The 21,292-nt window shown below is 67.1% G+C and carries 13 protein-coding genes; 9 read left to right on the top strand and 4 right to left on the bottom strand.

Annotated elements, in window-relative coordinates; genetic code table 11:
• The 5 genes from A5673_RS28285 to A5673_RS09065 all read left to right on the top strand — a co-directional run.
• The coding region (locus A5673_RS28285) for an SDR family NAD(P)-dependent oxidoreductase (protein WP_156748024.1) at positions 1 to 2,484 on the top strand (2,484 nt) is incomplete at its 5' end.
• A gap of 43 nt (positions 2,485 to 2,527) precedes the next feature.
• Positions 2,528 to 3,847 carry a hypothetical protein gene (locus tag A5673_RS09080; protein ID WP_231970969.1) on the top strand — a complete coding sequence of 440 codons (1,320 nt, stop codon included), beginning with the start codon at positions 2,528 to 2,530 and terminating at the stop codon, positions 3,845 to 3,847.
• A gap of 83 nt (positions 3,848 to 3,930) precedes the next feature.
• Positions 3,931 to 6,123 (top strand): acyltransferase family protein, encoded by a 2,193-nt coding sequence (locus A5673_RS09075; RefSeq protein WP_068230142.1) that lies wholly within the window; start codon positions 3,931 to 3,933, stop codon positions 6,121 to 6,123.
• Between the two features lie 80 nt (positions 6,124 to 6,203).
• Positions 6,204 to 8,390, top strand: coding sequence for an acyltransferase family protein (locus A5673_RS09070; RefSeq protein WP_068230139.1), 2,187 nt, complete (start codon positions 6,204 to 6,206; stop codon positions 8,388 to 8,390).
• A gap of 92 nt (positions 8,391 to 8,482) precedes the next feature.
• Positions 8,483 to 9,583, top strand: a complete 1,101-nt coding sequence (locus tag A5673_RS09065) for an NAD(P)-dependent oxidoreductase (protein WP_068230137.1) — start codon at positions 8,483 to 8,485, stop codon at positions 9,581 to 9,583.
• Between the two features lie 12 nt (positions 9,584 to 9,595).
• On the opposite strand, the gene A5673_RS09060 is transcribed toward A5673_RS09065, so the two are convergent.
• Positions 9,596 to 10,876 (bottom strand): glycosyltransferase, encoded by a 1,281-nt coding sequence (locus tag A5673_RS09060; RefSeq protein WP_068230134.1) that lies wholly within the window; start codon positions 10,874 to 10,876, stop codon positions 9,596 to 9,598.
• Positions 10,877 to 11,205: 329 nt separating this feature from the next.
• Between A5673_RS09060 and A5673_RS09055 the strand changes: the two genes are divergently transcribed.
• Positions 11,206 to 13,386, top strand: a complete 2,181-nt coding sequence (locus A5673_RS09055) for an acyltransferase family protein (protein WP_231970960.1) — start codon at positions 11,206 to 11,208, stop codon at positions 13,384 to 13,386.
• Positions 13,387 to 13,441: 55 nt separating this feature from the next.
• On the opposite strand, the gene A5673_RS09050 is transcribed toward A5673_RS09055, so the two are convergent.
• Positions 13,442 to 14,437, bottom strand: a complete 996-nt coding sequence (locus tag A5673_RS09050; protein ID WP_068230132.1) for an NAD(P)-dependent oxidoreductase — start codon at positions 14,435 to 14,437, stop codon at positions 13,442 to 13,444.
• A 34-nt stretch (positions 14,438 to 14,471) separates the two neighbouring features.
• Entirely contained in the window at positions 14,472 to 15,854 is a 1,383-nt protein-coding gene (locus A5673_RS09045; protein ID WP_082958631.1) for a nucleotide sugar dehydrogenase, read from the bottom strand.
• 216 nt (positions 15,855 to 16,070) lie between these two features.
• Between A5673_RS09045 and A5673_RS09040 the strand changes: the two genes are divergently transcribed.
• Positions 16,071 to 16,847, top strand: a complete 777-nt coding sequence (locus tag A5673_RS09040; protein ID WP_068230129.1) for an alpha/beta fold hydrolase — start codon at positions 16,071 to 16,073, stop codon at positions 16,845 to 16,847.
• A 441-nt stretch (positions 16,848 to 17,288) separates the two neighbouring features.
• Positions 17,289 to 18,932, top strand: a complete 1,644-nt coding sequence (locus A5673_RS09035; RefSeq protein ID WP_068230127.1) for a GMC oxidoreductase — start codon at positions 17,289 to 17,291, stop codon at positions 18,930 to 18,932.
• Here the strand turns inward: A5673_RS09035 and A5673_RS09030 are convergent.
• Complete coding sequence (locus A5673_RS09030) at positions 18,929 to 19,921, bottom strand: Gfo/Idh/MocA family protein (RefSeq protein WP_068230125.1); 993 nt, start codon at positions 19,919 to 19,921, stop codon at positions 18,929 to 18,931. The genes A5673_RS09035 and A5673_RS09030 overlap by 4 nt on opposite strands.
• A 65-nt stretch (positions 19,922 to 19,986) precedes the next feature.
• Between A5673_RS09030 and A5673_RS09025 the strand changes: the two genes are divergently transcribed.
• Positions 19,987 to 21,234: a glycosyltransferase family 4 protein gene (locus A5673_RS09025; protein ID WP_082958630.1), complete on the top strand. Its 1,248-nt coding sequence runs from the start codon at positions 19,987 to 19,989 to the stop codon at positions 21,232 to 21,234.
• Positions 21,235 to 21,292: the final 58 nt, after the last annotated feature.

Genomic DNA, 21,292 nt, shown 5'->3' with positions numbered 1-21,292 from the left:
CCGCAACCGGTGCTGGAGCCCGAGGGCACCGCGCTGATCACCGGCGGCACCGGCATGCTGGGCGCGCTGTTCGCCGAGCACCTCGTGACCCGGTACGGCGTCAAGCATCTACTGCTGTTGTCGCGCCGCGGCCCGGCCGCGTCTGGTGCGGCGGAACTTCAGGAGCGCCTGACCCAGCTGGGCGCTCACGTCACCATCACCGCCTGCGACACCGCCAACTCCACCGACCTGAGCGCCGTGCTGGACAGCGTTGCTCCTCAGCATCCCTTGACCGCCGTCGTCCACGCCGCCGGCGTCCTGGACGACGCCGCGGTGAGCGACATGACCGCCGACCAACTCGATGCGGTGTTGATTGCGAAGGCCGACGCCGCCTGGCATCTGGATCGCCTCACCGCCGACCGCGAGCTGGCCGCGTTCGTGGTGTTCTCTTCGGCCGCGGGCACCCTGGGCAGCCCCGGGCAGGCCAATTACGCTGCGGCCAATGCCTTCCTGGACGCGCTGGCCGTCCGCCGCCACCACACCCAACGCGCGGCCACCAGCGTCGCCTGGGGCTACTGGCAGACCCCGTCCGGGATGACCGCCCACCTCACCACCGCCGACCTGACCCGCCTGGCCCGCACCGGCCTGACCCCCATCACCAACGAACACGGACTCGCCCTGTTCGACGCCGCACTCAGCAGTCAACGGCCCAACCTGCTGGCCAGCCCCTTCAACGTCGCCGCGTTGAGCCGCCAAGCACGCAACGGCGCCCTGCCCTCGATCTTGTCGACGCTGACCACCAGCCGCCCCCGCGCCAGCGCAGCCAGCGCCCGCAGCCTGCGGGCTCAGCTGGCCACGCAGACCCCCGAACAGCAACTCCGCGCTCTCACCGCGATGGTCACCACCACCACCGCCACCGTGTTGGCCCACCCGGATCCGGCGGCCCTCGATCCCGATCGCCCGTTCAAGGACCTCGGCATCGACTCGCTGACCGCGCTGGAGCTGCGCAACACCCTCAATCAACACACCGGCCTGGCCCTGCCGGCGACCGCGGCCCTCGACCACCCCACGCCCGCCGCGCTCGCCGCCCATCTGGCCGACCTACTCACCGACACCGCCGCGCCGGCCGTCCCGGCGGCTCAGGTCAGCACGAATGGCGTTGCGCCGGTGGACAACAGGCTCGCGTACGTGGATCAAGCGATATTTCTCGCGATGCGAGCGGTGCACGACACGCTGACCCAGTTCACTTGGCTCTATGACCATCCCGTCGATGTCGATGCGTTACGGCGGTTTCACCGCAACCTCGGATGCGGCTTGCTGGGGCGCAGGATCGAACGGTCTCCGTTGGGGTTCGCGCGGGATCGCTGGGTCCTTGCCCCGGAATCGGTGGACCTCGACATCGCCGTCAGGCCGCGGCCGCGCGCCGACGTGAGCGCCTGGCTCGACGAGCGGGCGCGGCTGCCCATTGATCCCGAGTGGGGCCCCGGCTGGCATCTCGGGGTGCTTCCGCTCGAGGACGGCGGCGCGGCGATCAGCCTGGTGGTTTCGCATACGCTCGTCGACGGGATCGGGCTCGGCCAGGCCATCGCCGATGCCGCGGAGGGCAGGAAGCGCGACTTCGGTTATCTGCCCGCGGGATCGCGTACCCGCAGGCGCGCGGTGCGTGAGGACCTCCGCCAAACCGCCAAGGAACTGCCCGCGATAGGCAGGGCCTTCGCCTCAGCGGCCGGGAAAATCTGGGCCGACCGCAAGCAATTCACGTCGTCGATCACGGCGGCACCACCTCCCCCCCGGACCGTCGACAGCGATGAGGTGGTCGCGGTGCCTGCCCTGACCGCGTTCGTCGACCTGACGGAATGGGACGCTCGCGCGAAAAGTCTTGGAGCGAGCAGCAACTCGCTCGTGGCAGCGGTCGCGGGCAGGCTCGCCGTGCGGGCGGGCCGCGTTCACCACGACGGAACGGTCACCCTACGATTCCCGGTGACCTTGCGGACCGAGAACGACACCCGCGGCAACGCGCTCACCGTGGTCGACGTCGCGGTCGACCCGACCCACGCGGCGACGGACCTCGGGGACACCCACGCCAAGATCACGCGAGCCATCCTCGCGGCGATGAAGAACCCCGACGAGGAGTATCTGTCGACATTCCCACTGGCGCCGCTGGTGCCGAGACGGTTGAACAGACGGCTGGCAGCGCTGGCGGCGGGCGGCGCCAGCCAACCGGTCACCGTCTCCAATGTCGGTGACCTGCCCCCGGCCGTGAACCGCCCCGACGGCACCGACGCCGACTACGCGTACATGAGATCCGTCGAACCCGACATCAAGAAGAGCACCCTCGAGCACATCGGTGGACAACTCTTCGTGGGTTCGGGACGCAGCCGCGGGAAGATCTTCTTCCGAATCTCCGCATATGTTCTCGGCCGGCAAAATACCCAAGATGAGCTGAGGGAAATGGTGTCGCGTACGTTCGCCGAATTCGATCTGATTGCAGAAATCGATTGCTAACCTTGACCTTTCGTGCGGCCAGTCCCTTGTCAAGGGCCGCGGCATGAGTCCTGAAGCAGAATTTGGTAGCGGTCGTCCGGTCGTAACCGAAGAACCACCAGCGGCTCCGCCGTCGGACGAGCCGAGTACCCGGCGCCGACTCGGCTACGCGACCGTCGGACTTCTCGTGCTGCTCTATTTGGCGTGTTGGGTCGTTTTCGCGAGCGTGTACGAACCCAATTTGCAGTTTTTCCCTTACTACGCCGTCGATTACAGCCAGGGCTTCGCCAGGCGGGGGCTCGGCGGCGAGATCCTGAACCTGTTTCCCGCTGACCTCTACTTCACGGGCCTAGTGGTGCTGCGCTGGCTGGTGCCGACGCTGTTCGGAGTCGGCATCGCGGCGGTGGCGTGGACGGTGGCGGTCAGATTCGGCCGCTCCGAACGCCGGCTGATGCTGGCGCTGCTCACCCCGGTGCTGCCGTTGGGCTTTGTGCACGCCCTGGTTTTACCGACGCCCGACCTTCTTGGTGAGGCGGCGCTGGCGGCGTTCGCGGTGGTGCTCGCCTCGGGGAGAAGGGACCGATCGCTGCCAGTCGCGAGCGGCATTTACGGCACGGTGATCGCGGTGCTGACGCTGATCCACGAGGCGGTTCCGTTTCTGCTGGCGCTCGGCGCGATCCTGGCGATCGTGGTGCTGGCGCGCAGTTCCGCCAAAATCCGGCGTATGAGCGCACTACTCGCCGTGGCGCCGGGGTTGGTCGTCGCATCGGCGATAGCGTTGCTGCGACAGCGAGACGTGTCGTCGCAATGCGCTCGGTTGCCGCACGGGGCCATTCGCTGGGCGCCCGGTCCGACCCCCACCGGCGAACACGCCTACGTGGACTACCACGACTGGACTTGTCGCTTTATCACGGTCACGACACGAAAGACTCCGTTCATCGGACCCAACCAGATTGGTTGGGCCCCTTTGATCATGTCGACAATGGCAGGGATCGTGATCCTCGCGGTGACGCTGCTTGCCATCAGGGGCATTTCGGGCGCGCCCCTCGGACGATTTCGCCAAGCCTTGCGGGGATGGCTTCCGTGGATAACCCTGGCGGCGCTGTTGTTGCTTCCGGTTTTCGCAACCTCGGCCGATTGGACCCGATGGTGGATAGCAATCTCGTTCGACGTGGGCGTGGTTTATCTGCTTTACGCGAGCCGCCAACCTGAATCCACCCGATCGGCCACCAGAGGGACCCGGGTCTGGTTCGCAGCCGCGATCGTCTTTTTCGCCCTGTCCCAAATCCTCGCTGCGATCAACACCGAGCAGTCGGTGCGGGGTCTGGTCACCCGCTGCTCGCAGCTGGTGGATGACCCGATGTGGGTGGGGATCTGCCCCTGATCGCCTCGGATTAATCGCTCCGGCCTGTTTGACAGGTGTGTGATAATTCCTCGACCCTACGAGTTCGTCTGCATCTCAGGTAGGTGACCTTGCACCCGGCCGACAGTGTTAGCCCTACCGAAGCAGTAACGGGTCGCCGCTCGGCAAAGACGGGCTTCCGCCCAGACATCGAGGGCCTGCGCGCCGTCGCGGTGCTGGCCGTTGTTCTGTTCCACGCGGACGTGCCGGGGGTCGGTGGCGGGTTCGTCGGAGTGGACGTGTTCTTCGTCATCTCGGGCTTTTTGATCACCGGACTGCTCTGGCGCGAGGCGAACGCCGCCGGCACTGTCCGGCTGCGCCGCTTCTACGGCGCGCGGGCCCGCCGACTGCTGCCGGCGTCCGCCGCGGTCGGCGTGATCACCATGATCGCCTCGGCTGCGCTGCTACCCCCGCTGCAGTCCCCACTGGTCATCGATGACGGCATCGCGTGCGCGCTCTACGTCGGCAACTACTGGTTCATTGCGCAACAGGTCGACTACTTCGCCGCGTCGAGGGCGGCATCGCCTTTCCAGCACTACTGGTCGTTGGGGGTCGAGGAGCAGTTCTACCTGGTGTGGCCGGCGCTGATCATCGGTACGGCCTGGCTCATCCGGCTGGTGCGGCGGCGCACCAGGACCGAGGCGACCTCCTCCAAGCGCCCGTATCTGGTGGTCCTGGCGCTCGTCGCGGCCACGTCGTTCGCGCTGTCGCTGGCGGTCACCTACGTGGCGCCTTTTGTGGCGTTCTTTTCGCTGCCCACCCGCGCCTGGCAGCTGGCCGCCGGCGGTCTGCTGGCCCTGACCGCCGGGCGGTGGCGCCGGCTGGCCCCACGGACCGCCGCGGTGAGCGGCTGGGCGGGGCTGGCCCTGATCTTGCTGGCCTGCACGTGGTTGGGCCCGGCCACGCCGTATCCGGGAGTCGCCGCGCTGTTGCCCGTGCTGGGTGCGGCGCTGGTGATCGCCGCCGGCTGCTCCGCGCCGGCGCAGGGATGCGGCCGCGCCCTGGCAGTGCGGCCGATGCAGGCGATCGGCCGGGTGTCCTACTCCTGGTACCTGTGGCACTGGCCGGTGATGGTGCTCGCGGCGCCGTTGCTGGGCCACCCCCTCGGTCTGACCGGCAGGTTGGCAGCGGTCCTCGTCTCCGGTGGGCTGGCGGTTCTCACCCTGCGGTTCCTCGAGAACCCCCTGCGGTTCGCCGCTCCCATCCGAGGCTCCGCCCTGGCCAGCCTCGCGGTCGGCGGCGCCGCCACCGCGATGGCGGTCGCCGTCGGCGTGGCGCTGCTGGGCTCGATCCCCGTGCCGGTAGGACACGGCCCGGCCGTCGCGGCGCTGTCCATCACCGCAACGCCGCCTGCCCCAGGTTCCCCTCGCAACGCCTACGACGCGGCGGTGCAGCAGACGTTCGCACAGGTGCAGGCCGCGGTCGTGGCGTCGGCCGACCTCCAAGCCGTCCCGTCGAACCTCAGCCCACCGCTCGCCGGCGCGGCCGCCGAATATAAGGCCGAGTTCCAGAACGGCTGCCTGCGCAATCTGACCGACGCTGGACAACCCGAGTGCGCGACGGGCGATACCGCATCGACGACGATGGTGGCCCTGCTCGGCGATTCCCATGCCACGATGTGGAGCCCGGCGTTCCAGCAGATCGCCGCGCAGCGGCACTGGCGGCTGGAGACCCTGGGAAAGGGAGCCTGCACACCGATGGACCTGCCGATCACCGACAGCATCCGTCGCGCGGTGTCCAACGCCATGTGCGAGCAGTGGCGCGCTCAGATCCTCGCGCGGCTGCAGGCCGAGCACCCGAAGCTGGTCGTGGTGAGCATGTACCGGGGCTATGGCTTCGGGCACGGCTACACGCCGGGCTTCAGATCCTTCGACCCGGTGTGGAACGAAGGCCTGGCCCGACTGGTGCAGCAACTTCGCCGCACCGGCGCGCAGGTGCTGGTGCTCGGGCCGACCCCGAACCCGCGCATGGCGGCGCCGATCTGCTTGTCCGCGCACCTCGACGACGCGGCGGCGTGCTCGTCGCCAATATCGACGGCGGTCAGCGCGTCCGGCATCGCAGCGGAATCCGCCGCCACCGAAGCCGCCGGCGGACGATACGCCGACGTCGTCCCGCTGTTCTGCACCGCCGACCGCTGCCCGGACATCGTCGGCAACACCTTGGTGTACTTCGACGGCAATCACATCACTGTCGAATACGCCCGAACGTTGGCCCCGGCAATCGGGGCGCTGGCCGACAGCGCGCTCGCCCACGGCTGACATCGTGCAATCCATCCAGCCCTGTTTGGCAGGTGTGTGATAATGCCTCGACTCGACGGACCCGTCCGCTTCCCAGGTAGGTGACCTTGCACCCGGCCGACAGCGTTAGCCCTACCCAGGCAGTACCGAATCGACGCTCGGAAAAATCGGGATTCCGCCCCGACATCGAGGGCCTGCGCGCCATTGCGGTGGTGGCGGTCGTCCTGTTTCACGCGGAAATTCCCGGCGTGGGTGGCGGCTTCGTCGGCGTGGACGTTTTCTTCGTCATCTCGGGCTTTTTGATCACCGGGCTGCTCTGGCGCGAAGCGAGTCGCACCGGCACCGTCCGGCTGGCGAGCTTCTATGGGGCGCGGGCCCGCCGACTGCTGCCCGCGTCTGCCACGGTCGGCGTGGTGATCATGGTCGGCGCGGCTGCCCTGGTCCCCGCGTTGCTGTCCCGGGGCATCATCGAAGACGGCATCGCCAGCGCGCTGTACGTCAGCAACTACCGGTTCATGCTGCAGGGCGTCGAATACCTCGCCACCAACATGCCGCCGTCGCCATTTCAGCACTACTGGTCGCTGGGCGTCGAGGAGCAGTTTTACCTGGTGTGGCCGGCGCTGATCATCGTGACGGCCTGGCTCATCCGCCGTGCGCGACGTCGCGGCGGGGACCGTGCCGCCTCCTCGGAGCGCCCGTATCTGGTGGTCCTGGCGGTGGTCGCGGTGGCGTCGTTTGCGGTGTCGCTGCTGGCCACTCGCCTGGCACCACCGGTGGCGTTCTTTTCCTTGCCAACCCGGGCCTGGGAGTTGGCGGTCGGCGGCCTGGTGGCCCTCACCGCCGTCCAGTGGCGCCGACTCCCGCCCCTGCCCGCCGCGATCGCCGGGTGGGGGGGTCTGGCCCTGATCCTGCTGGCATGTGTCCGGTTGGGCCGGAGCACGCCCTATCCGGGTACCGCCGCGCTGTTGCCCGTGTTGGGCGCGGCCCTGGTGATCGCCGCCGGCTGCGCCGCACCGTCGCGGGGATGCGGCCGCGCGCTGGCCGTGCGACCCATGCGGGCGATCGGCCGGGTGTCCTACTCGTGGTACCTGTGGCACTGGCCGGTGCTGCTGGTGGCGATGCCCGCCGCGGCGTGGCCGAGACACCCGCTCTGGCCGGGGATTGCCGCGATCCTGATCTCCCTCGGGCTGGCCGCGCTGACCCTGCGTTTCATCGAGAACCCGCTGCGATTCGCCGGTCCCGTGCGCCGGTCGGCCTCGCGCAGTCTCGGACTCGGCGCCGCCGCCACCGCGATAGCGGTGTGTGTGGGCGTGGCGCTGCTGGTCGTGGTGCCCACCCCGGTCGGCCGTGGCGCGGCGGCGCCCGCGCTGACCATCACCACAACGGCTCCCCCCGTGGGCTCCGACATCACCGCGTACGACGCGGCGGTGCGGCAGGCGTTCGCGCAGGTGCAGGCCGCGGTCGCGGCGTCCGTCGACCTCGAAGCCGTCCCCTCGAACCTGAATCCGCCGCTTGCCGACGCCAAGACAAGACCACTCGGCTCCCATGGCTGCCTGCGCGATATTCTCCTGGTCGATCAACCCCTGTGCGCGACGGGCGATACCGCCTCGTCGACGACGGTGGCCCTGGTCGGCGATTCGAATGCCGCGATGTGGGAGCCGGCATTCGAGAAGGTCGCCAACCAGCGGCACTGGCGGCTCGAGACCCTCGCGAAGGGGTACTGCCCGTCGATGGATCTGCCCATCGCGATCCCCCTGTTCGGCCGCGAGTACACGGAGTGTGAGCATTGGCGCGGTCAGCTTCTCGACCGGTTGCGGGCCGAGCACCCGCGACTGGTCGTGCTCAGCATGATGCGGCGATACGGTGCCCGCTACGGCTGGGCGTCAGGTTTCACCTCCTATGATCCGGCGTGGATCGCCAGCCTCACCCGCGAAGTGCAGCAGCTGCGCAGCTTTGGCGCCCAGGTGCTCGTGCTCGGGCCGATACCGGATCCGCAATCGGTGGTGCCCCTCTGCCTGTCCCTCCACCTCGATGACGCGAGCGCCTGCTCACCACCCACGTCGAAGGCCGTGAACGAACCCGGCATCGCGGCCGAGACCGCCGCCACCAAAGCCGGCGGCGGACAATACGCCGACCTCACCGAGCTGTTCTGCGCCGCCGAACGCTGCCCGGCCATCGTCGGCAACACCCTGGCATACCGTGATCAGGACCATGTGACCTTTGAATACAGCCAGCAATTGGCGCCGGTCGTCGGCGCCCTCGTTGACCGCGCACTCGCCAATGGTTGACATGCTGCCCGGAATCGGCGTACGCCAGCAGCACGTGCCGGTCACGTGCTTCCTGCACCAAGGAGCGAGAGGCAGCTAATTTGTCGACATCGGTGCTCATCACCGGCGGGGCAGGATTCATTGGGTCCGCGCTCGCGCGACGTCTTGTCACAGCCGGCTATGACGTCGCTGTGATGGACGTCCTGCACCCTCAGGTCCACGGCGAAAATCCAGTGATCAACCTGCCGCCGTCGGTGCGCTTGTTCACCGGTGACGTCACCCACGCCCCCGACTGCGATGCGGTGCTCCGGGTGTTCCAACCGGCCCAGATCGTGCATTTGGCGGCCGAGACGGGAACCGCGCAGTCGCTGTCGGAGGCGACGCGCCACGGTTCGGTGAACGTGGTGGGCACCACCCAACTGCTCGATGCCCTGAGCCGCTCGGCACAGGTGCCCGACCAGCTCGTGGTGGCATCGTCGCGAGCCGTCTACGGCGAGGGCGCTTGGCAGTGCGGATCCGAGGTCTTCTACCCGTCACCGCGCAGCCACGCCCAGCTGCTGGCCGGTGCCTGGGATCCGCGCGGGCCCATGGACGATCCCGCCGTGCCGCTGCCCAGCTGCGCCGGCCGAACCGAACCGCGGCCCACCAACATCTACGCCGCGACCAAGCTCGCCCAGGAGCACATCTTGGCCGCCTGGGCGGCCGCCCATGACACCCGTCTCAGCGTGCTGCGGCTGCAGAATGTCTACGGGCCGGGTCAGTCGTTGACGAATTCCTACACCGGAATAGTCGCGCTCTTCGCACGACTCGCAGGCGAGCAGCAGGCGCTCGAAGTCTACGAAGACGGACAAATCCTGCGCGACTTCGTCTATATCGACGATGTCGTGGAGGCGTTGTTCGCCGCGATACAAAAACCCGCGGCGCAGCCACGCTGCCTGGATATCGGTTCGGGTGTCCCCTGCACCATCCATCAGCTGGCGCGAACGATCGCCGCCATCTGCGATGCCCCCGAACCGAAGATCGTGGGGAAGTTCCGCGACGGTGACGTACGCGCCGCGAGGTGCGACATCGAGCCGGCGAAAAAGGAACTCGAGTGGCGTCCACGGTGGGCGCTCGACGAAGGTCTGCGCGCCCTACTTGACTGGATAGGCAGCCAGCCCGAATCGCCCTCCGAGGCAAGCAATCACACGCACGCGACAGCCCTCGCGAATTAGCGCGCGACCGGATCAGCCGACGCGCTGGACGCGCGCGAATTCTTCAACCACATCGGCGGTGGTCGCGACGCTCTCAGCGGGTTTTGTCATCCGGGCGGCGAGCTCGCGGGCCCGGGTGAGGCATTGCGGGTCCAGGACGGTGCGCAGGTCCGCGATCAAAGATTTCTCCGTGGTGGCCGAAAAGCGCCGCCCCATACCGACTTTCAATCGTTTGGCCCGCGCCCCCCAAAGTCCCTGATCGGGCAGCGTCCACAGGATCAACGTCGGCAGTCCTGCCCGCAGCCCCGCATTCGTCGTGCCGCAGCCGCCGTGGTGCACGAACGCGCGGCAGGAGGGAAGTGCCGCAGCGTAATTCATCACGCCCACCACCTTGACGTGCTCGGAGTGGCGGATGTTGCTGTAATCGGACCCGGCCGCACATACCAACGCCCGCTCGCCCAGCTGCTCGCACGCCGAGCTGATCATGGCGAGCGTGTCGGCCGCAGACTCGACGCCGACGCTGCCGAACCCGAAGCAGATCGGCGGCGTTCCGGCGGCGATCCACGACGCCACTTCCTCGTCGGCGTCCGTGGGCAACTCCATCGTCAGCGCGCCGACGAACGGCCTTCTGGGTGGCTGCTGCTCGTTCCATTTCGCCCATTCGGCAGCCAGCCCTGGGTAGCACACCTCGTCGTAGGCCTGGATTTCCAGCGATCCGCGTTCGGTGATCCGACGCGGCCATGGGCTTGTCGCCTCCGGTAAACCGAGTTCACGGCGCTGCGCATCCTCGACCTTCTTCCCCCCGCGCCACGCCGCCCAGTCGAGCAGCCGCGTCGCGGAGCGGGCCAACGGCGCCGGCAGGAACGGCAGGAGCTGGCCGTTGGCTCGCAGCGGGAAGATGTGCAGGGTGGCGAACGGTATGCCGCAATACTCCGCGGCGTTGAACGCGTCGTCCTCGAAATTCATGCCGGTGAGCAGCAGGTCGGCCCCGTCGGCCAGCGACGTCAGCGTCTTGCTCACCTCCGCCCGGCACTGGGTGAGGGGCGCCGAATACTCGGCCGACAGCCTGCCCAGCTCCCGGACCCTCCAGGGCGTCGAGAACAAGCCCGCCCAGAAATCGCGGTGCGGATCCAGGATGGCCTTCAGCTCCGGTCCGTAGGCCACCGCCTTGGGACCGGCCGCCTCGACGAAGCTCACCATCTCAGGCGCGACGGCCATGTGCACCTCGTGCCCCCGGCGCACCAGCTCGCGGCCGACGGTGACGTAAGGCTCGACTTCCCCGCGAGTTCCCCAGTTTGCCAGCACGAATTTCATCGGCGAGATCCTAGCCTTTCACTTCCCGTGCGCATCCTGGGAATGGAAGCGGCAGCCCACGTATCCGGCTCAGCCGCCCAGCAGCATAACCCGGTAACGGGCGCGACCGGACTGAAACCCCGAGCGTCGGGCAAACGGCCGACGACACCGACAGTCGACGAAAACCCTCGCCTGTCGTCCAGCCAATGCCGACACCCGTCTTCGTCACTTGCACGCGTCTTCCGTGGGTGGAACAGGCCGCTGGTCAGTAGTGCGGATATCGCCGAGTGGTGTTGAACGTGTGTGTGATAATGCCACGATTCGTACAACGCATCCTCTTATTTAGGTAGGTGACCGTGCCTCAGGCCGACAGCGTCAGCCCTACCGACGAGGTCAAGCACCGGCGCCCGCCGCACAAGGAATTCCGTCCGGACATTGAGGGCTTGCGCGCCATCGCGGTGGTGGCCGTTGTCTTGTTCCACGCCCGCGTGCCCGGCGTGAGTGGCGGACTCGTCGGTGTGGACGTGTTCTTCATCATCTCCGGCTTTTTGATTACGGGCCTGCTTTGGCGCGAGGTGGGCAGCACCGGCACCGTCGGGCTGCGCCGGTTCTATGGGGCACGGGCGCGCCGACTCCTTCCGGCGTCGGCAACGGTCGGCGTCGTCATCATGATTGGCGCTGCCCTCCTGTCACCCGTATTACGGTTGCGAAACGTCTTCGTTGACGGCATTGCCAGCGCGTTGTACGTCAGCAACTACCGGTTCATGCTCCAGGGCGTCGACTATCTCGCCGACGCGCTGCCCTCGCCGTTCCTGCACTACTGGTCGTTGGGCGTCGAGGAGCAGTTCTACCTGGTGTGGCCGGCCCTGATTATCGGGACGGCGTGGCTCGTCCGGCGTGCACGGTGGCGCACCAAAGACCTGGCCGCCCACTCGGAGCGCCCGTATCTGATCGTCCTGGCGCTGGTCGCGGCAATATCGTTTGTGCTCTCGCTAGTGTTCACTCGCACGGTTCCTCCCGTCGCGTTTTTTTCGCTGCCCACCCGGGCCTGGGAGTTAGCCGTCGGGGGCCTGGTGGCCCTCACCGCTGGCCAGTGGCGCCGGCTCCCTGCACTGGTCGCTGCGATCGCAGGATGCGTGGGGTTGGGAATGATTCTCGTCGCATGCGTCCGATTTGGATCGTCCACGCCCTATCCGGGAACCGCCGCGCTATTGCCGGTGCTGGGTGCGGCGCTGGTGATCGGCGCGGGCTGTGCCGTGCCGGCTCAGGGAGTCGGACGTGTCCTGGCGGTGCGACCGATGCGCGCGATTGGCCGGGTGTCGTACTCGTGGTATCTGTGGCACTGGCCATTGCTCCTGGTGGTACCCGCGTCGGCTACCGCCAATTCCCTGGGGCAGAGGCTGACAGCGGTCTTCGTCTCCCTCGGGCTGGCCTTCTTGACTCTCCGTTTCATCGAGAATCCGCTGCGGTTCGCCGGTCCCCTGCGCCGGTCGCCCAACCGCAGTCTCGCCGTTGGCGGCACGGCCACCGCGATCGCGGCTGGTGTCGGCGTGGCACTAATGGTAGGGATGCCCGCCCCGGTCGGTCACGGCCCTGCGGCTTCGGCACTGACCATTACCTCAACGCGTCCGCCCATCGGTTCCAGCATCTACGCCTACGACGCGGCGGTGCAGGACGCGTTCGCGCAGGTCCACTCGGCGGTCGCGGCATCCGTCGCACTAAAAGCCGTCCCTTCTAACCTGACCCCGCCGCTCGCCGGCGTCACCACCGAAGTCAATGCCCTTTACTTGCACGGCTGTCTCCGGAATTTTCTCGAAGTTGGACAGCCGGAGTGCGCGAGCGGCGACACCGCGTCGACCACAACGGTTGCCCTGGTCGGTGACTCCGATGCTGCGATGTGGAATCCCGCGTTCGTAGAGGTCGCCGCACAGCGGCACTGGCGACTGGAGACGCTGACCAAGGCCGCCTGCCCAATGCTCGACCTGCCCACCATCAACCGCTCCGCCGACCGGCCCTACACCGAGTGCGACCAGTGGCGCGGTCAGGTCACGGCACGGCTAAACGCCGAGCGCCCGCGACTCATAGTGCTCGGCATGACGCGTGGGTATGGCAGCGGCAATGTGCAGTCGAGCTTCAAGTCATACGACCCGCAGTGGATCAACAGCCTGAACCGCCTGGTAAAACAGCTACGCGACACCGGTGCACAACTGCTTGTCCTCGGGCCGATCCCGATTCCGCTGTCAGTAGTGCCCGACTGCCTGGCCAGCCACCTCGACGACGCGCCGGCCTGCTCCACGCCGACCTCGAAGGCGGTGAACCAAGTCGGTATTACGACGGAAGCCGCCGCAACCACAGCGGGCGGAGGACAATACGCAGACCTCACCCAACTGTTCTGCACCGCCGATCGCTGCCCGGCCATCGTGGGCAACACCCTGGTCTACCTGGACGAGGCCCACCTCACGCGCGAATACTCCCGGCTGTTGGCACCCGTGATGGGGGCGCTGGCCGACCGCGCGCTCGCCACTGGTTGACACGCCGCGGCGTGCCGGACGCCTGGAGGGGTTGCACACTCGGCAGTCTTATGCCCTATCCTCCCGCGGGCTCTTCGAGGTACCACGGGTTGGCCCGCGCCCACTCGATGGTGCGGCGGATGCCTTCCTCGACGTCGACCTCAAGGCGCCAGCCCAACTCCCGCTGCGCCTTGGTCGAGTCCGGGATACGACGGGGGATGTCCTCGTAGCGACCCCCGTAGCGCGCCGCGGTGTCCACGGTTTCAGCGCTCGACACCGCATCGACGTTCGCGATCTTGATCGCCAGCGCGACGGCGTCACGCATGGTGGTCTCGGTCATGCTGCCGATGTTGAAGGCCTCGCCGATCGCCGCGTCGCTGTCGGCCGCGAGCAGGGTGCCGGCGATCGCGTCGTCGACATAGGTGAAACAGCGCGTCTGGTCGCCCGAGTCGTAGAGCAACGGCTCGCGGCCGTTGAGGATCCGGTGAATGCTCTGGGAAACGACGAAAATCGGATTCTGCCGCGGGCCATACACATTGAAGTAGCGCACCACCGTCACCGGAAGTCCGTAGGCGGAATGCATCGCGAACACCAGGTGCTCGGCCATGGCTTTGCTGGTGCTGTAGCTCCACCGCGCGGTCCTCGTCGAACCGAGGACGCGATCGTCGTCCTCGGCGAAGGGCGGGTTGGGGTTTTTCCCGAACACCTCGGAGGTGCTGGCGAACACCACCCGTGTTCCGTGCCGCTGGCTCAGCTCGAGGACGTTGCGCGTGCCGATCACGTTGACGTCGAGAACACCGAGCGGATCGTCGAGATAGTTTTTGACACCGACGACCGCGGCCAGATGAAAGACGGTGTTGACGCCGGGAGTCAGGGCCTGTTCGAGCGCACTCAGGTCTCTGACATCGCCTTGGACGAACCGAAAGTTGGCATGGCGGTCGAAGTCGATGCTGGTGTCGCGGGTGTTCTTGGCGAAGTCGAACACCGTGACCGAATCTCCGCGGTCCAGCAGTGCCGAGACCAAATGCGACCCGATGAAACCGTAGCCGCCCGTCACGACGACATTCGACATATTTACTCTTTCGCTTCCGTGTAGCGGTCTTCGCCTATCGGCCGATCCCCTTGTAGACGAAGCCTGCCGCGCGCACCGCCGCCGGGTCAAAGCTATTCCGTCCGTCCAGGAACACACACCCGGCCGCCGTCAGTTCCGCAAGGCGCACCAGCGGAATCTGGTGGAACTCCCGGTGCCCCGCCAGCACCACCAAGGCGTCGGCGTCCTTGACCGCCGACTCGATGTCCGGGGTCAACGGGATCGTCGTGACCGTATGGGCCTCCTCGTCCGGCACCCACGGGTCGTGGACCGACAGCTGGCAGCCGGACTCCTCGAGCAGGGCCACGACGTACTTGGTGGGCGTGAGCCGACAGTCGCCGGTGTTGTTCTTGAACGCGATGCCCAGCACCGCGATCTTGCTGGTCTCGATCAGCTTGCCCTGATCGGCGAGCAGCTGGGTGAGCAACCCGTAGGTGTAGGCCGGCATCGTGTCGTTGACCGTCCTCGACGTGCGTGGGATGGCCAGCTCCAACCCGACGGACTCGCCCAAGTGGTTGACGAACCACGGATCCTTGGTCAGGCAGTAGCCGCCGACGCCCATGCTCGGCCGCAAGATGTTCGCGTCGCGGCCTCCTTTGGGCATCGTGTTGGCCGCCTCGATCACCTGTAGGGCGTCCATTCCGAGCCGGTCGCACACCTTGGCCAGCTCGTTCGCCAACGCGACGTTGAGGTCGACCCATAGGTTGTCGGCGAGCTTGACCATCTCGGCGGTGCGCGGATCGTCGACGACGACCGACTCGACTCCCAGGGCGTGTCGCCACAGTGTGGAGCAGGCGCGGGCGCTGCGCTCGTCGACGGCGCCGACCACGACGGGTATCGAGGTCAGCTCGAAAATGGCTTGCCCTTCGGCGAGCCGCTCGGGGCAGAACGCCAACCCGAAGTCGACGCCGGCCCGCAGCCCCGAGGTCTCTTCGAGGATCGGGCGAACGATGTTTTCGGTGGTGTCGGGCGGCACCGTGCTCTTGAGGATGACGAGGTGGCCGGCACGCAGGTGCTCCCCCACGGCCTTCGCCGCCGCCTTGATGTCGTCGACGATGGGCTCGAAGTCGGGGCCCAGCGGCGTTCCCACGGTCACGATGACGAAGTCGTTGTCGGCGAGCGCACCGAAGTCGGTCGTGGCCCGCAGCCGACCAACTCGCGCGCTGTTTGCGACGAGTTCGCCAAGGCCGGGCTCGGGCACCGTCGTCTTGCCCAGATTGATCTCGTCGACAACGGCCTCGCGCACGTCGATCCCTGTCACCGGCCAGCCGCGGTCGGCCAGCACCGCACCGATCACGGTGCCGATGTAACCGAAGCCCACCACCGCGATCCCCGACCGCATGCCACGCACCAGGAGGTCGATCTCAGCGTCGCTGCGTCCGAACACGCCTTCAGCCATCGCGGAACCCAGCCCCTTCGGTCCCCCGTACGCGTTCGTGTGTTGACAGCGGCGACCTCCCGCCCCGCTAACCCGTCCGGCAGTCTAATCCAACACCCGTGCAATAGGACCTCGAACCCGGAATTTTCGGCCGGCACCCGGATTGAGCTGCGGCTCCTTCGACGTGACCGGGCTGATAGGGTCCACCCAGGCTGGGGCTCGACATGGGAGAAGCGCATGGATCTTTTCGTGCGCGAATCTGGTTCGATCCAAGCGCCTGCCGTCGTCTTCCTACACGGCGCGTATACCAGCGGCTGGTGCTGGGAGCCGGTGGTCGAACGCATGCAGCAATATCGCTGCCTTGTCCCCGATCTGCCGCACTTCGGCAAGAGCTTCGAGCTGGGACCGTTCGAGATGGGCCGCGCCGCCGGTGCGGTGGCAGAACTCATCCGCTCGCGCGTGGGGACCGGCCGGGCCCACGTGGTGGGCTGGTCGCTCGGGGCCCAAGTGGGGGTGCAGTTGCTGGCGACCGAACCGGCATTCGTCGACCGGGCGGTGCTGTGCGGGACCTTCCTCAACACGCTGCCGTTTGCCCAGTTGACGCGGCGCCTGCTGGCGCTGCCGGCCCGGAACTCGATGTATCGCTGGATGGTGCGCCGCTACCGCATCGCCTGGCAGCGGAAGGTTCCCCCGGCCCACGTCGACGAGTATCGCGAGGACGTACGCCTCATCACCAGCGGCCAACTCGCCGACGTCACCGTGGCGGCCGCTGGGTTCACGCTCCCCGAGGAACTCGACAAGTCGAATTCGCCGACGTTGTTCCTCACCGGCGGCAAGGAACTGCCCGTCGCACGCCGCTGGGCCGCGGCGCTGGCGCAGCAAATGCCGAACGGAGTCGCCAGGGTCGCGATCGGCATGCCACACGACTGGCCCACGCACTATCCGGAGTTGTTCGTGCGCGCCGTCGACGGATGGCTCACCGGCGGTGCGCTGCCGCCCGAGCTCGCCCGCTGAGCCGGGTTCGCCGACGATCGACGCAGCATATGGCTCGCGTTCAGGACGGCTGACGGCGAAGCACCCAGCATGCCGATCCGCACCGGGCCGCCGCGCCCGGGCATGGCGGCGATGCCAGCAGTAGGCCGGGTCATCCGGAGGACGCGGAAGAACTCAGGCGGAGCGGCTGCACAGTACGCCCCATCGAGTGCACGGGTGGCGAGGGACTGGAAGTGCGACGTCCGGCGAGGAGACCAGTGCGCTCTCAAATCGCTGACGGAAAGGCGGCGTGAAATTTGTTTTGTTCGAAACAGGGAACCTCAACATCGCCGATAACTTCCGCCAACGACTTCCCCGCAGCGTGGGCAATTCTTGCCCATTCCGCCCCTAACAACCGGTGGTACGATCCCGTTTCGCCCAGGCCAGTCGCGTTTTGGGCCCATCATCGGCTGAGGAGCTCGATTGGCTGACCGCGAATTGTCTGCGCGCGAGGCCGAACGCGTGCTCTGGGACGTGATCGTCGTGGGCACCGGCATGGGCGGCGGGATGCTGGGCTATTCGCTGGCGCGCTCGGGCCGGCGAGTGCTTTTCGTCGAAAAAGGACGCTCGACCCTGCCCGGCACGCCGGGCACAATTCGCGCGGCCATGCCCGAACTGGCCGAACCGATGGCAGCCCGTTCCGCAGAGGCGTACTACGACGCCCTGGCCCGCGCCGGGCGCACCACCGACGAGGTCGAAGACATCAGCGGGCGCTTCCCGAAGCGGTTCGTGCCGTTCATCGGCAGCGGCACCGGCGGCTCCTCGGCGCTGTACGGGATGGTCTGTGAACGGTTCTTCGCCCAAGATTTCACCCCCCGCCAAAACTTCCGCGACCCCGGCGAGTCCACCGTCCCCGACGCCTGGCCCATCACCTACGACCAGCTCAGCCCCTGGTACGCGCAAACTGAAAAACTGCTCGGCGTGCGCGGCGCACCGGATCCGCTGCGCCCGGAAGCCGCCGAAGTCGGCCTGCCCCCGGCACCACCGTTTTCGGCGGACAACCAGTCGCTGGTCGACTACCTGTCCGGGCGTGGACTGCACCCCTACCACCTGCCGATGGCCTGCGAATACACCGACGACTGCGCCACCTGCCAGACCTATCTGTGCCCCCGGTCGTGCAAGAACGACGCCGCCCGCAACGGCGTGCTGCCCGCGCTCACCGAGCACGGCGCGCACCTGCTGGCCGAATGCCGGGTGCTGCGCCTCGAAGCCGACCGCACCCAGGTCACCCAGGTGATCGCCCAGCACCACTCCGACATGCTGGCCCTCAAAGCCAAGGTGGTGGTGCTGGCCGCCGGCGCGCTGGCCACCCCGGTGCTGCTGCTCAACTCGCGCTCGGGTGACTGGCCGCGCGGACTGGCCAACGGCTCCGACTGGGTAGGACGCAACCTGATGCGCCACTTGCTGGATACGATCGAAATCTGGCCGCACCCCGGCCACAAGACCGACGCCGCGAACAAAGAGATCGGGCTCAACGACTTCTATTTCTGGGAGGGGCAGAAACACGGCACCGTGCAGTCGTTCGGCGCTATACCGCCCATGCAATGGCTAACCAACCGCCCCGACTGGCGGGGCAGGGCGCTGCGCCTGATGAGCCCGGCGGTGCGCCAGGTCTACACGCGGTTCTTCACCGGCGGACTGGTGTTGGCCGCGATGACAGAAGACCTGCCCTATCTGGACAACCGCGTCCTGCCCTACGACCGGCCCAGCCTGGACGGCCGACAGCGGCTGCGCATTCAATACCGCTTACACGCCAGTGAGGTCGCACGCCGCGCCGCTTTTTTGCGCCAACTGAAAGCGGTGTTGCAGCCGTTTCGCCGGATGACCGTGGGGAGCGGCGAAGCCAACGCGAACCTGGGTCACGTCTGCGGGACATGTCGGTTCGGCAACGATCCGAAGACCAGTGTGCTCGATCCACAAAACCGGGCGCACGAAGTCGACAACCTTTACGTCGTCGACACGTCCTTCTTCCCTTCCAGCGCCGCTTTGAACCCCAGTTTGACGGTCGCGGCCAACGCCCTGCGGGTGGCCGCGCACCTCAACCAGGTGCACTTTTCCACCGTTTAGGCGGGCATACGGATCGAAAGGCCGGCAGCGCGATACATCGCGTCGATGACGGTCATGTTCTCGATCGCTTCTTCCGGTGTCGTCTTCACCGGTTCACCGCGAAGCACGGCCGCGGCGAAAGCGTCAAGCTGATGCGCGTACGTGGTGGGCCGTGGCGGGAAATTCTCGACACGCTTTCCGGTGGAAGATCGGACCGAGAACCGCTGGAACGGTGCCAGCGGGTGGAGCCGCAACTCGCCGCGGTCGCCGACCACCTTTACGGTCAAACGCGGTACATCGATCGACCACATCGAGCAGTGGATCCGGCCGGTGTGCCCGCCGGCAAACCGCAGTTCGGCAGTCATGACCCGGTCGACCTCTGGACCATGCAACTTCGCTTGCGCCGAAACGACTTTCGGGGTCGAACCGCCATACCTGCGCACCATGTCAACCGCATAACATCCCAGGTCCATGAGCGCACCACCGGCCATGGAGTAGTCGTAGCGGTTGGTGGAGAACTTCGGCATCCAGAAACACCAGTGCCCCTCGACCCGCTCCAGCTTGCCCAGCTCCCCCGAGGCGATGACTTGCTCGATGCGCGCAGCACACGGGTGGTAGCGGTAATGGAATGCCTCCATCACCACCCGGTCTGACTTCGCGGCCAGTTCGGCGATCTCGCGGGCCTCGGCGGCATTGGCGGTGAACGGCTTTTCACACAGCACGTGCTTGCCCGCGTCCAGCGCAGCGCGAGTCCACCTGCCGTGCAGGGCGGTTGGCAGCGGGTTGTAGACCGCGTCAATCTCCGGATCGTCGAGCAGCGCCTCGTAACTGTCGTGCACCCGGGCAATGCCCTGTTTGGCGGCAAAGGCTTGAGCGCGCGAAACATCGCGCGCGGCCACCGCGGCCATTACCACTTCGCTGTTTCCCCGAGCCGGCTTGATAAGCGCCGCCGGCGTAATGCCCGCAGCCCCCAAGATGCCGATCCGCACCGGGGCGCCGCTGTCAGACACGGACGGGATGCTAGCACCTGGCCCCGGAGCTTACGGATGCCAGCACGCTTGGGCATACTGTCGCAATGATTGCCGCCGATATCTGGCGCCGCGTCGGGGGCAGGCGGCACGCGACCAAGGGATCACGCACCAGAAACGACCTCCCCCGAGTGTTGCTGATCTCCCATCGATGGGAGTTGGCCGGAGGAGCTGAATTCGGATTCCGTGACATGGCATTGGCGCTTCGGAAAAAGCGGCCAGACCTCGATCTCGTCGGCGTCTATCCGCGCATGGGAAGCCTCGCGACGGAGTGCGCTGAACACGGCATCCGGACCGAGATCAGCTGGGTGCCGTGGTGGGGTTACGTCGAGCAGTGGCGGGAAGGCCTCCGCTCGCGACTCGCGCAGGCGCTGTTGGGCGCGGTTCTGGTGCCACTTGCCGAGGCGATGACCGTCGCGCTGCTCCTGCCGGGCATCGCGCGAGCAGTACTGCTACTTATTCGACTGCGGCCGACGATGGTGCTGACCAACACGATGGGCATTCCTTCGCACGCCGTTGCCGCCAAACTGCTCGGAATCCCGCACTACTGGATGGTCTGCGAGTTCGGAAAGGAAGACCATCAGCTTCGGTTTTTCCTGGGCTACCGCAGGACCGTCCGGGTGATTGGCAGGCTCTCGGAGGCGGTGCTCTGCTGTTCTCAAGCAGTTGAGCAGTCGCTGCTCGCGGCAGATCCGACGATTGAGACGTGCGTGCTCTACCCGGCCATCGACGCCGCACCCGCGACGCCGCCGCAGCGGGATCCGGGCGAGCCCCTGCGCGTTGTGCTGGTCGGTCGTTTCTCCCAATCTAAGGGACAGCACCTCGCGGTCGAGGCTGTTGCCATAGCCCGGGACGCCGGCGTGGACATCGAGTTGGCGTTGGTCGGTGCCGGCGACCAAGAACCACTCCGCGAGCTTGCTCGGCGTCTTGGCGTCTCCGACCTGGTGAACATTCACGGGCCCACAGACGACGTCGACCGCTACTGGTCCGCCGCCCACGTCGGTCTCATGTGCAGCGAGTGCGAGGCGTTCGGCCGCGTTACCGTCGAGGCGATGAGGGCCGGCCTGCCGGTGTGCGGAACGAACGCGGGTGGCACCCCGGAGATCATCGATGCCGGAGTCAACGGGCTGCTGAGCGCCGCCGGGGATGCGAAAGCGCTCGCAGCCAATTTGATGGAGCTCGAGTCGGACGAGGAGCTGCGGCGCAGCCTCGCATTCCGTGCGGTGGAAACGGCGCGGCGCTTCGAACGCAACCGTCACGACAACGAACTCGCCACCATTCTCGGCCTGTGTTGAAGCGCGCGGCGATGGCATCGCGTCAGAGGTAACGATGACATTCAGCCCGGGCCGGTAG

This window comes from Mycobacterium sp. E3198 (genome assembly GCF_001667015.1).
Classification (GTDB): domain Bacteria; phylum Actinomycetota; class Actinomycetes; order Mycobacteriales; family Mycobacteriaceae; genus Mycobacterium.
The sequence above is the reverse complement of the archived record's forward strand: the minus strand, read 5'-3'. Positions and strand labels throughout refer to the sequence as shown.